The following is a 12146-nucleotide window of genomic DNA, read 5'->3' on the forward strand; positions in this document are numbered from 1 at the left end:
CAAGTAAAGAGAACTGTCCCGAAAGATTAACGGGAAACGGTGTCTCTGCATTTAATATTTGCGATTCCCGGGCACCGCTGTGCACCGTCGAGGGGAGCGAAATGAATCGAGAAGTCGGATAGCCCTTCCGTTCTCCCGGCTGGTGGTAGCCCCCCGCGCCCGCCGGGACCGGTCCGCACGGGGATGCGCCGTCCCCGTGCGGACCCTTCACCGGCCGATCCCGTGCGCCCCGCGAGGAAAACGATGTTGACGAGTTCCGATCCCACCCCGTCCCCGGCGGACACCCTGCCGGAGGCACTGGCCTGCTGGGCGCGGCGGCGCGGCGACCGCACCGCGCTCACCTACCTCGACCACCGCGTGACCCCGCTCGGCGCGGCGGCCACCCTGACCTGGCGCGAGCTGGACGAGCGGGTGACCACGGTCGCCTCCGTGCTGTACGGCATGAGCTCGCCGGGGGACCGCGCGGCGATCCTGATGGCACAGGGGATCGAGTACGTCGTCGCGTTCCTGGCCTGCCTGCGCGCTGGTCTCGTCGCGGTGCCGCTGTTCGAGCCGACGATGGCCGCCAGGCTGGGCTCGGTGCTCGCGGACGCGCGGCCGAGCCTGGTGCTGACCACCCGCGACCGGTTCCGCGCGGTGCGCACCTTCCTCGACCGCGACGGGCGCGGGCCCCGGCAGGTGATCGCGGTCGACGGGCTCGCGGGCGCGCCGGTGCGCCACGGCGTCCCGGTGCTGCCCGGCCGTGACGATCCCGCGTATCTGCAGTACACGTCCGGGTCGACGCAGTCGCCGAGCGGGGTGGTGCTGACCCACGGCAACGTGATGGCGAGCGCGGCGCAGGCGGCGCGCGCGTACGGCGCGGAGCCGGACAGGGCGATGGCGGTGAGCTGGCTTCCGCTCTTCCACGACATGGGGCTCGTGCTGGCGGTGGCGGCGCCGGTGTACGCCGGGATGGCCGCGGTGCTGATGGATCCGATGGCGTTCCTGGAGAAACCGGTGCGCTGGTTGCACGCCCTGGCCGCCAGCCCCGGCGCGATCAGCGCCGCGCCCAGCTTCGCCTACGGGTACACCGCGTCGAGGATCAGCCCCGCCGACAAGGCGAGCCTCGATCTCGGCGGCGTCCGCGCACTGATCAACGGCAGCGAACCCGTGCGCGCCGAGGTGATGGACCGGTTCCACGACGTGTTCGCCGAATGCGGGCTGAAGCCCGAGACGCACCGGTCTTCCTACGGGCTCGCGGAAGCGACCGTGCTGGTGTCGGTCACCGCTCCCGGCGCGCCACCGCGGCGCGTGCGATTCGACCGCGCGCGGCTCGGCGCGGGCGAAGCGGTGCTCGCGGACGCCGACGATCCGCGCGCGTCGATGCTGGTGTCGATCGGCCGGCCGGCGGGGCAGGAGGTCGTCGTCGTGGACCCGGTGCGGCGCACCGAGGTGCCGCCGGGCAAGGTCGGCGAGCTGTGGGTGAGCGGTCCCAACGTCGGCCAGTGCTACTGGCGGCAGCCGGTGCGGTCGTGCCACACCTTCGGCGCGCTGCTCGGCGGCGGGCCCAAGTCGCTGCGCTGGCTGCGCACCGGCGACCTCGGCGTGCGGTTCGACGGCGAGCTGTACCTGACCGGCCGCATCAAGGACCTGGTCATCGTCGACGGCCGCAACCACTACCCGCAGGACGTCGAGGCGACCGCCGAGCGGGCGCACCCGGCGATCCGGCCGCACGCGCTGGCCGCGTTCGGGGTGCCCGGCCCCGACGGGGAACGGATGGTGGTGGCGGTCGAGCACGCGCGCTGGGTCGACGACGAATGGCTCGACCCGGGGGAGCTGACCGGAAACGTCCGGGTCGCCGTCGCCCGCGAGCACGGGGTGGCGCCGTACGAGGTGGTGGTGCTGCCGCCCGACGGGTTGCCGAGGACGACGAGCGGCAAGGTGACGCGCGCCGGCTGCCGGGCGCGGTACCTCGCGGGCACCTTCTCGCCAGTGGGGGCACGGTGAAGGAACGGCCTCGGGGGGAGGAGGAAGTACGACGCTGGCTTCTCGACCGGATCGCACTGCTCACCGGGATCCGGCCCGCGCCGGAGGACAGCGAACGGCCGATGCACGAACTGGGAGTGTCCTCGCGGGACACCGTCGAACTGATCACCGAGCTCGGCGAGCTGATCGGCAGGGACCTGCCCGTCGGGCTGCTGTGGCGGCAGCCGACCGTGGCCACGCTCGTCGAGTCCTTTGCCGGCACCGAACCGGTCGCGGTCACCGGAGTGGGCCGCGCGTTCGCCGAGACGGCGCGGAACGGTGCCGATGGTGCGGCGGCACTCGGCTCCGGGCGGCACCGCGCGCTGCTCGACGCCACCAGGGCCGCGCTTTCGTGCGCCGGCCTCGCGGCGGGATCCCTCCGGGACAGTCGCACCGGTGTCTACCTCGGACGGTCGGGAAGCGGACCCGCCGCGGAACAGCTTTCCGGGTGGCTCGAACTACGCGGGCCGACGGTCACAGTGGACACCGGCGGTGCGGCTTCGCTCGTGGCGCTGCACCGCGCGGTCCGCGATCTTCGGTGCGGGGAAACGGAACTGGCGCTCGTCGCCGGTTCCGGTGCCGGCTGCGGGGTGGTGCTGCTCAAGCGGCTCGCCGACGCCGAAGGCGATCGGGTCTACGCGGTGATCAGGGGCACCGCGGTGCGATCAGGCGCCGAGGCGGCGCTCGAGGAGGCGCACGCCGTCGGCGGTACCGATCCGTCCACAGTGGATTACATCGCCTGCGCGCACGGGCCGGTCGAGGACTTCGGCACCTGCCACGTCCCCGAGCAGCCCTTGCTGATCGGCGCTTCCCGCGGTGAGGACGCCGGGATCGCCGCGCTCATCACCACCGCGCTCGCGCTCTACGCCGGCCGGGTCCCGTTGCCGGACGTCGGCGAGTGGCCGCGCTACGCCGGGCCCCGTGCGGTCGCCGGTGTCGGCGCCGCGGACGCCCATGTGGTCGTGCAGGAATGGCTTCCGGCGGGGCATCGCGCCCGCGCGCACGTGTTCGCGCTGTCCGGCCCGACGCCGTCGGTGCTGCGCCACCGCGCGGACGAGCTGGTCGATTGGCTGGAGTCGCCGAAGGGCAGGGCGGTCCCGCCGGCGGACCTGGCGGCGACGCTCGCGTGCCGCGAACACGACGACCACCGCGCCACCTTCGTCGCATCCGAACGCCAGGGGATGCTCGACAGCCTGCGCGCGGTCGCGGACGGCCTCGTGCACACCGAGGTGACGGGCACGAAGGCACCGGCGTTCGTGTTCCCCGGGTACGGTTCGCAGTGGCGTGCGATGGGCGGGCGCCTGCTGGCGAGCGAGCCGGGGTTCCGCGCCGCCGTCGAGAGCATGGAGTCGGTTTTCCTCGCGCAGGCCGGGTTTTCGCTGCGCGCGCTGCTGCGGGGCGACCACGGTGGCATGGACGCGGTGACCGCGCACCCGGCGCTGTTCGGCATGCAGCTGGCGCTGGCCGGACTGTGGCGCGCGCACGGCGTGGAGCCCGCCGCGGTGCTGGGGCACGGCACGGGGGAGATCGCCGCGGCCGTGGTCACCGGTGCGATGGCGGTCGAGGACGGGCTGTGGCTCGTGCTCACCCGCGCGCGCCTGCTCGCGGCGATGCGGGACGGCGGATCCGGCGCGATGGCCGTCGTCGATCTGTCCGAAGTGGAGCTCCGGGAGCTGGAGAGCCGGTTCCCCGAGGTCTCGGTCGCCGTGTTCAGCTCGTCCGAGCAGTGCACCGTCAGCGGCGACATCGCCGCGGTGACCGCGCTCGTCACCTATCTCGACGGGATGGGGCGGCTGGCGCGCATGCTGGGGCGCGTCGAACCGGGGAGCCTGCCCGAGGTCGACGCGGTGCTCCGCGAACTCCGCTACGGCCTCGGCGCGCTGACGCCCGGCCTGCCGCTGACGACCTTCTATTCGAGCGTGCTCGACGATCCGCGCGGCGGGAAGGTGTTCGACGAGGACTACTGGGTCGCGAACCTCCGCCGCCCGGTGCGGTTCCCCCAGGCGGTGGCCGCCGCGCTCGCCGACGGGCACCGCACGTTCGTGGAGATCGCGCCGCATCCCATCACGGGCGACGTCATCACCAGGATCGCGGGCACCACCGGGCACCCCGGCGTGCACGCGCTGCCGACACTCTCGCGCGGCGGTCACGACGATTTCCTGCACAGCGTGGCCGCGCTGCACGCGGCGGGGCACCCGTCGGTGCTCGGCCACCGCTACCCCGGCTCACCCGCGCTCGACCTGCTCCGCCCGCCCGCCGCACTGGCGCCCCGTTCTTCGCCGCACCCCGCCGTTCCGGCGCTTGCGGAGGAACAGCGCTGGGAGGAACGGCCGCTGCCCGAGATCGACGGCGTGGGCATGCGGAGCTGGGTCCTGGTCACCGACGACGAACCCGCGAGCCTCGCGCGTTCGGTGCGCCTCGCCGCGAAGCTGACCGCCTCCGGCGACGAAGCGCTCGCCCTGCCGATCGAACAGATCGATGAGTTCCCCTCCCTGGTCGGCAGCGCGACCCGATTCGCGGGCGTCGTGCTGCTCCTCGCGAACCCCGACCGCCACGACCGCGTGCACACCATGGCCGCCACTGTGCTCCGTCGCCTCGGCTGGCTCCGGCTCTACCTCGCCGTCCGCGGGGACGCGACCACGGACGAAGCCGGCAACGGCGCGGCGCTGCGGGGCCTCGTGCGGGCGCTGGCCGCCGAACACCCGCACACCAGGCTCAGCCTCGTCGACGTCGACCAGGAGTCCGGCATGGGCGTACTGGCCGCCGAACTGCGCGCGGCCTTCGAAGACGACGAAGTGGTCTGGCGCTCCGGCCACCGCTTCGTAACCTCCGAAACCGTAGAACGCTGACGCGCTCCTTCCCCGAAGGGCCCCCACCGGCCCCGTCATGCGGCATCCGCGCGCGAAAGGTCAGCACAGGGCGTGCTCGACCACCGTGCGCGCCAAGGTGTTCTGCGTCTTCTGGGGTTCTCCTTCTAGCTCGCTCGAGAGGGAGAGGACCACGCTGCGGGTGCCGTCGTCGGTGACCGCGGCGCGGGTCATGTAGCCGAGCGTGTCGCCGCCGTGCGCCCAGAATCCGCCCCCGCACGGCAGCGGGTACCAGCCGAGCCCGAGTCCGTATCGCGAGCCGGGGTCGATCTCCTGCCAGGCGTCGGCGGGAACCGTCCGGTGCATTTCGGCGAACTCCGCGCCACGAAGGAGCTTTCCCTGCTGCAGCGCGCGGAAGAAGGTGCCGAGATCACGGGTGGTCGAGACCAGCTCGCCCGCCGAGCTCGCCCACGACATGTTGTCGACGGTCGTGTCGACCAGCTCGGTCGTGTTCGGGAACCGGCTGTACCCCTTCGCGTGCGGGTCCGGCAGGAACGGCACGTCCCCTGGTGCGAAGGTGTGGTTCAGCCCCAGCGGCCGCAGGATCCGGTCGCCGACCTCGGCGGTCCAGTCGCGCCCGGTCACGCGCTGGATCAGCATGCCGGCCAGGACGTAGTTGGTGTTCGAATAGGACCACCTGCGGTCCGCGGGACGGAACTCGGGTGCCTTCCGCATCGCCATCCCGACCAGTTCCGGCGCCGTGTAGTGGCGGAACCGGCTGGCCGGATACCCGTCGGGGGTGTCCATCACCAGGTCGTCGGTGTAGGAGTGCAGGCCGCTGGTGTGCTGCAGCAGGTCTCGCACCGTCACGCGGTGACCGTCGTTTCCCTTGCCCGCCACCAAATCGGGGAGCCACCGTCCGACGGTGTCGTCGAGCCCGATCCTGCCCTCGGACACGAGCTGCAGCACGACGGTCGCGATGAACGTCTTCGTCACGCTCCCGGCGCGGAAGTACCCGTCCAGCGGAACCGGTTGTGCGGTCGCGATGTCCGCGACACCGCTGCGGGCGGTCTCGCGGTGCTCACCGCGCACGATTTCCGCTTGAACGCCGGTGACACCGAAGTCTCGCACCGCATCGAGGTCGCGCTGAAGGCCGCCCGTCCGCGCGGACGCCGAGGCCGCGCATCCCACCAGCACTGCCACGGCCGAAATCGCCGCGAGGACTCGCATCGAGGTCTGCTTCTTTCCCATTCCCCGACGCTATCCGTCCGAAAGCGACAGTGCGGCGGTGCTGGCCACGCCTTCCCGATGGCAGCCTGCCCCACCCCCATTCGTGGCACGCGACCCGGAGCGGCAGCCACGGGGTCAGGGCTGGGCGCCGAGCCGCATCGAGGAGCGCAGTGCCAGCATCAGCTCGAAGCGGTACTGCGGGTCGCGAAGCACGCTGCCGAACAGCGACTCCAGTTCGTGCAGGCGCGCGCGGACGGTCTGCGGATGGATGGACAGGGTGCTCGCGATCTCCTTGACGTTGCCGCGGGTCTCCAGCCAGGTCAGCAGGGTGTGCGACAACCGGTCGCGGTGCGCGCCCTTCAGCTCCGCCAGCGGGGCGAGCACCTGGTTCGCGAGCTGGTCGATCAGGAACGACTCGTTCAGCAGCCACAGATCGGAAAGGTGGTCGTCGCACCAGGTGACCTTCGCGTCCGGCAGCGAGCCCGCGGTGACGAGGTCCAGCGCACGGCGCGCCCAGCGGTACGACTTCGCGGCCTCGGAAAGCCGCACGCGCGGCCCGATCGCCATCCGGCAGCCGGGGAGGATCGTCTCGAGGTCGTGGACCTCGGTGGGGGAGGGGACCACGAGGCTCGGCGTGTCGGATTCGAGGTCCACCAGCACGTCGTCGGGCAGCGCGGACGCGGGTTCGCCGGTCGGTTCGAGGGCCACCACGATCACCTGCTCGGGCAGTTCCCACTCGGCGGCGCCGGCGAGATCGGTGAGCGCCTGCGCGGAAACCGGCGGCTCGGCCATGAGCATGTCCATCAGGCGACGGCGGCGGCGGTGCAGCGCGCCCGCTTCGCGGGCCTGAGCGGCCGCGTGGCCTTCGATCGACAACGCCGACATCTCGTCGAGGTAGGCGAAGATCGCTTCGGCGAGCAGGCACAGCGTCGGGATCGGCACGCCGGCGCCGGCACCGACCTCGGCCATCCGCCGCCAGGCGACGCGCGCGCCGACGCGGTAGGCGGTCTGCAGCACGTCGAGATTGCGCCCCTGGTTCAGTTCGTGCCTGCCGAGGAGTTGGAAGACCCTGCCGCGGCTCGGCGGCACGGCGGAGGGGTCGCCGAGCCGGTCGAGAAAGGTCAGGATGGCTTCCTGCACCCCGGCCGTGATGAGCTTGCCGAACGCGCCCTCCACCGGGCGCGCGTACTCCGGCACCGCCTGCTGGATCTCGGTGAGGATCTCGCCTGCCACGTCGCTGACCCTCGGCCGGAACACGGCCGACAGCTCGTTCGGCAGCAGTGCCCACAGCTGCACGACGCGGGTGCTGTCGCCGGGCGCCCTCGGCGGCGCCAGCATCGGGTCGAAGGTGGCGTCCGGTGTCGGCGCCGACTCCTCCCGGTGGTCGGGCGCAGGGCTCACGCGAGGCGTCCTTCCTGTCCGCCGCACGCGGAATTCCGCGCGGGCACGGGTATTCGGATTGCGCCACCGTCGAGAACGATCTTTTGCCCGGCGGCTCGCGATTCACGATACAAGCTCGCCGGAAGCATTTTGAGAGTGAATTCGGAAAAGGCGGGAACTTGTCGTCAGGGTGATATTCGCGGCCGTTCCGGTGTGCACCGCCATGACGAACGGCGGTGCCCGGCGAAAAGCTCCCCGCCCGTACCGGGCGGGGAGCTCTGGTTCGGCGGTCAGGCGCGCGCGGCCAGTTTCTGCGCGCGCAGCGCGATTTCCAGGTGCAGCCGATCGTCCACATTGTGCAGACGGGCGCCGAACAGCGAGTCGAGCTGGTGCAACCGGTAGCGCACCGTCTGGGGGTGCACCTTGAGCATTTCGGCGATCTCCGGTGCGCCACCGCGCGACTGCAACCAGGCGAGCAGTGTTTCGCCGAGCCGTGCGCGCTGTTTCACGGTCAGCCCGTCCAGCGGGGCGAGGCAGCGCTCGCTGAGCCTGCGCATCAGGAACTCGTCGGTCAGCAGCCACAGCGTCGAAAGGTGGTCGCCGCACTGCGTCACCGGCTGCTCCGGCAGCACACCGTCCTCGACGAGCCGCAGCGCGCGCCTGGCCCACCGCAACGACGTCGCGGCTTCGCTCAGCGGGATGGGCAGGCCGACGACCACGCGCCAGCCGGGAAGGAGCGCTTCGAGATCGACGTCGTCCGGGAGCGTGCCGGGGAAGAGCAGGCACGGTTCGCCGCCTTCGAGGTCGACCAGCACGTCCGCGTCGAGTTCGGGGACCTTGGCGCGGTGCTGGTCCGCGCGCGGTGCCAGCGCGACCGGGGTGACCGTGTCCGGGAGCTTCCAGTTCGCCTCGCCGGCGAGCTTCGCGATCGTCTGCGGTGACGCGGGCGGGTCGGCGAGCAGCAGTTCGAGCAGCCTCCTCCGCCGTCGTGCCACCGCGCCGGCGGCACGTGCCTGCGCGATCGTGTAGCCCTCGATCGACAGCGCGGAGATCTCGTCGACGTAGGCGAAGATGGCCTCGGCCGCGGTGCAGAAGATGTCGCTGTCCAGCCCGAGGTCCTGGCCGAGCGCGGCGACGTGGCGCCAGGCGACCCTGCCGCCGACGCGGTACGCGGTCTGCAGGCTGTCGAGGCTGCGGCCTTCGGTGAACTCGACCTTCCCCAGGTGCCGGTAGAGCGAGATCCAGTGGCCCATCGGCGCGTCGCCGCGGCCGAGGTTGTCGAGGCACTGCAGGATGCTCTGCTCGATGCCCTGGGTGAACACCTCGCCGAAGGCGCCGCGCAAGGGCTGGGCGTACACCGGCACGGCCTCCTGGATCGCCGCGATGATGTCCCTCGCCAGCCGGTCCGCGTGCGGGCGGAACTCCTCGGCGAGCCCGCCGGGCAGGCGGCCCCATAGCTGGCGGGCGCGTCCGGTGACGCGGCCGCTTTCCGAGGTCGGCATGCGGGGGTGGGGCGGTGCTGGCGTGCGATCGCGGGGCTGACGCGGGGCGGCGTCGGACACCTGTTCCCCTGGTGACTTTCCGTGCAGGGCCAAATCACTCGAACCAGGCATGTTGGGTACCTCGACTAGGGAACAAAAACGGTCCCGCCATCCGGCGAAACCCGACCAGATTTTGTCGCTCCCGTAACATAATTTTCACCCGGATGACTGTCAACCTGCACCCGGATGGCAGAGCGCTCCGTGCCGAAGCAATACACTCTTTGGAGTGACGGGCAAGCAAAGAGGTGACTGTTTCCCCGTGGTGCGCGCTCAACCCGGTGACAAAATCTGGTAGCTACTGCCGGTAGCTGAATTCGGCCAGTTTGGTGACGATCAGCGACCGGATGTCTTCCGTCGACAGCCTGGCCGGCGTGGTTTTCGCCAGGAAGCTTTCGAGGACGTCCGCGAAACGTGCCGGATCGGCGGCGTGCGGAAAATGTTTCGCGTTTTCGAACAGTTCGAACCAGCTTCCCGGCATTGCTTTCTGGGCCTCCATTCCGTGCTTTGCCGGGATGATCGGGTCCTTGCCGCCCCAGATGATGAGGGACGGCATTTCGCTGGACAGGTACAGGCGATCGGTGGCGCTGGCGCGCTGGCCACGCAGGTCGATCACGCCGCGCGCGGTGGTGACGAACGCGATCCTGCGTTCGCGGTCGGCCAGCGACCACCAGTGCGCCGCCAGTTCCCGCGCCTCCGCGGGAAGGCGGCCGCCGAGTGCGCGCCCGGCCGCCGAGAGCGCGCGTCCGATCGCCGAGGTGATCGGGTTCGCCGCCGCGGCGAGCGCGATCCTGGTGCCGGGCAGCGCGGTCGCGCGCAGCACCACGCTCACCTCCTGGCCGAGCCCGCCGCTGTCGACCAGCACGAGCCGTCCGCACAGCTGCGGGAACTGGTAGGCGAACTGGAGCGCGACGCCGCCGCCGAGCGAGTGCCCGGCCACGGTCACGTGATCGTGCCCCTCGGCGAGCAGGAGGTCCCGCAGTCCGCTGGCGAAGGCGCCGAGCCCGTAGTCGCCGCGCGGCTTCGCGGTTTCCCCGTGGCCAAGCAGGTCGGGGACGATGATCCGGAAGGGGAACTGCCGCGCGGCGAGCTCGTCGAGCAGCGGCCGCCAGGTCTTCCCGCTGCCCGCGATGCCGTGCACCAGTACGAGCACGTCGTCTTCGGGATCGGGCGGCGTCTCGGGGAGGTACTCCCAGAATCGGACCGCGTGACCGTGCAGGATCACGTCACGGGTGACGAGACTCAATGCTTTCCCCTTCCGTTGTCGCCCGGCTGACGTTAGCGCATCGAGGTGCGGATGTGCGCGCCAGCCGGAAATCGCTGATCCGGGTTCGCGGAAAAGGCGAGCCGGTTCGTAGCCGGATGACAACAATCCTGGAATGGCGGCCTGACCTCGTGCTTTGTCCGCTGGACCGCTTGCCGCGCTCGGTGCCTGCCCAGTAATGTACCGATCCGGCGGTCACCCGAAAACCTTGCGCCCTTACCCGGAAAAATACGTGGTGGAGTGCGCTGGACCAAATGCCGCCGCACGGTTCCGGGATCGGTTCGGTTATTCGATTTCGGTCAGTGCCGATCGATTTTCGAGGAGAGCGATCATGTCTTCCGGTAGACGTTCCGCCCGTGTGCTCGCGCTGGTCGCCGCCGCCACCGTCGAAGGCAGCGCGGCGACCGACGTCGACGTGAAGGTCAACGACATCGAACTCGGCGTCACCCTCAACGGTCCCGGCACCTTCGACCTGGCCTGCGGTTTCGACGCCGGTCAGGACCCCTCGCTCGCGACCGTTCCGGTCACCACCTGAGCCAGGCCCCGGTGGCGCGGTGCCCCGACCCGCGCCACCGGGTCCGTCAACTCGGTGGTTGGCGTGGTCGGTTTGCGGCCCGCGTCAGTTCGGATGGGTGAGCTGGTCCGAGAGTTGTTTCGCGCGCAGGGCGAGCTGCATGTCGAGCCGCGAATCCGGGTTGCGCAGGCGATCGCCGAACAGCCCTTCGAGCTGGTGCAGCCGCGCGCGGACGGTCTGCGGGTGCACGTCGAGCCGTTTCGCGACTTCCGGTGCGCCGCCACGGGTTTCCAGCCAGGCGAGCAGCGTTTCGCTGAGGCGCTCGCGTTGTTTCCCGGTCAGCGTGTCGAACGGGTCGAGGCTGCGCTTGGCCAGTTCGTCGGCGAGGAACCCTTCGGAGAGCAGCCACAGGGTGGCCAGGTGGTCCTGGCACCAGATCACCGGCCCGTCGCCGAGCAACGCCAGCGCGCGGCGCGCGGTCCGCAGCGCGGCAGGCGCCTCGTCGAGCGCGACCGGCGGGGACACCGCGGCGCGCCAGTTTTCCCACTGCCCGTCGAAGGCGCTCAGGTCCGCGACCGGATCGGTGCTGAGCAGGCACGGTTCCGCACTGTCCACAGTGGCCAGTGCGGACGGCGGTAGCCGGTCGGCGGGGAGGCGGGCGTCCGCACTGCGCCGCAACGCGATCACGGCGAACTGCTCGGGCACCGGCCACGCCGCCGCCTCCGCGAGGCCCGCGATCGTCAGCTTCGACGTGTCCGGCGCGGACACGATGAGTTCGAGGAGCTGGTGGCGGCGTTGCGCCGCGACGTCCACGCCCTGGGTGCGCGCCTCGTGGTACCCCTCCAGCGCGGAGGCCGAGAGTTCGTCCACGTAGGCGAAAATCGCCTCCGCGGTGGTCGCGGCATCGGCGAGCCCGAAACCGCCTCGGTTGAGCGCCGCCGAAATGTACCGCCAGGCGACCCTGCCGCCGATCATGGCCGCCGTCTGCAACGCGTCGAGGGTGCGGCCTTCGCCGAATTCGAGCCTGCCGCGCTGGCGGAACAGGGCGAACCAGTCCCGGTCGGCGTGGCGGGGATCGCCGATGCGGTCGATGCAGTGGCGCACCGCCAGCCCGACCGTCTCGACCACGTTGCCCGTCGTCACGCTGTTCGCGGAGCGGGCGTAGGCGGGTACGGTCCGCCGCACCTCGTCCACGATGGCCCGCGAAATGGTCTCCGCGTGCGGGTGCAGCACACGGGCCAGCTCGCGCGGAAGCGAGGCCAGCAGGTCACCGCTTCTTCGCCCGGTCACGGTGGCGTACCTCCGGAATCAGGTTTTCCCAGCGAATCCGAAATATATTCGGATTCGCCGCTGGCTGAACGGGACGGGGCCAACCTACCGCACCGTGAACGGGGGCGGTGTAAGGAAAA

General features: G+C 71.1%; 8 protein-coding genes. 3 read left to right on the forward strand and 5 right to left on the reverse strand.

Translation table 11 applies throughout. The features are described 5' to 3' along the window. Window positions 1-243: 243 nt before the first annotated feature. Together ABD256_RS34485 and ABD256_RS34490 are read left to right on the forward strand one after the other, a co-directional pair. A complete protein-coding gene (locus tag ABD256_RS34485) occupies window positions 244-1986 on the forward strand; it encodes a fatty acyl-AMP ligase (protein WP_344428831.1) in 1743 nt (580 codons plus the stop codon). Next, window positions 1983-4853 (forward strand): acyltransferase domain-containing protein, encoded by a 2871-nt coding sequence (locus tag ABD256_RS34490; RefSeq protein WP_344428833.1) that lies wholly within the window; start codon window positions 1983-1985, stop codon window positions 4851-4853. Before ABD256_RS34485 ends, ABD256_RS34490 begins: the two co-directional genes overlap by 4 nt. Window positions 4854-4913: 60 nt before the next feature. Here ABD256_RS34490 and ABD256_RS34495 read toward each other — a convergent pair whose 3' ends face one another. From ABD256_RS34495 to ABD256_RS34510, 4 genes are all read right to left on the reverse strand, one after another. Then, window positions 4914-6062: a serine hydrolase domain-containing protein gene (locus tag ABD256_RS34495; RefSeq protein ID WP_344428835.1), complete on the reverse strand. Its 1149-nt coding sequence runs from the start codon at window positions 6060-6062 to the stop codon at window positions 4914-4916. A gap of 114 nt (window positions 6063-6176) precedes the next feature. Beyond that, window positions 6177-7442, reverse strand: a complete 1266-nt coding sequence (locus ABD256_RS34500) for a PucR-like N-terminal domain-containing protein (protein ID WP_344428837.1) — start codon at window positions 7440-7442, stop codon at window positions 6177-6179. A gap of 269 nt (window positions 7443-7711) precedes the next feature. Then, on the reverse strand, window positions 7712-8923 hold the full coding sequence (locus ABD256_RS34505; RefSeq protein ID WP_344428839.1) for a PucR-like N-terminal domain-containing protein: 1212 nt from the start codon (window positions 8921-8923) through the stop codon (window positions 7712-7714). 334 nt (window positions 8924-9257) lie between these two features. Next, complete coding sequence (locus tag ABD256_RS34510; RefSeq protein ID WP_344428841.1) at window positions 9258-10205, reverse strand: alpha/beta fold hydrolase; 948 nt, start codon at window positions 10203-10205, stop codon at window positions 9258-9260. A gap of 349 nt (window positions 10206-10554) precedes the next feature. Between ABD256_RS34510 and ABD256_RS34515 the strand changes: the two genes are divergently transcribed. Beyond that, window positions 10555-10758 (forward strand): hypothetical protein, encoded by a 204-nt coding sequence (locus ABD256_RS34515; RefSeq protein ID WP_344428843.1) that lies wholly within the window; start codon window positions 10555-10557, stop codon window positions 10756-10758. A gap of 84 nt (window positions 10759-10842) precedes the next feature. Here ABD256_RS34515 and ABD256_RS34520 read toward each other — a convergent pair whose 3' ends face one another. After that, complete coding sequence (locus ABD256_RS34520) at window positions 10843-12027, reverse strand: PucR family transcriptional regulator (RefSeq protein WP_344428845.1); 1185 nt, start codon at window positions 12025-12027, stop codon at window positions 10843-10845. Between the last annotated feature and the right edge of the window lie 119 nt (window positions 12028-12146).

The organism is Amycolatopsis minnesotensis (assembly GCF_039529815.1).
Classification (GTDB): domain Bacteria; phylum Actinomycetota; class Actinomycetes; order Mycobacteriales; family Pseudonocardiaceae; genus Amycolatopsis; species Amycolatopsis minnesotensis.

Bases quoted from the DNA above. Each gene is read 5' to 3' on its own strand.
- ABD256_RS34485 (WP_344428831.1), top strand. From the start codon at position 244: ATGTTGACGAGTTCCGATCCCACCCCGTCCCCGGCGGACACCCTGCCG.
- ABD256_RS34495 (WP_344428835.1), bottom strand. From the start codon at position 6,062: ATGGGAAAGAAGCAGACCTCGATGCGAGTCCTCGCGGCGATTTCGGCC.
- ABD256_RS34505 (WP_344428839.1), bottom strand. From the start codon at position 8,923: ATGCCGACCTCGGAAAGCGGCCGCGTCACCGGACGCGCCCGCCAGCTA.
- ABD256_RS34515 (WP_344428843.1), top strand. From the start codon at position 10,555: ATGTCTTCCGGTAGACGTTCCGCCCGTGTGCTCGCGCTGGTCGCCGCC.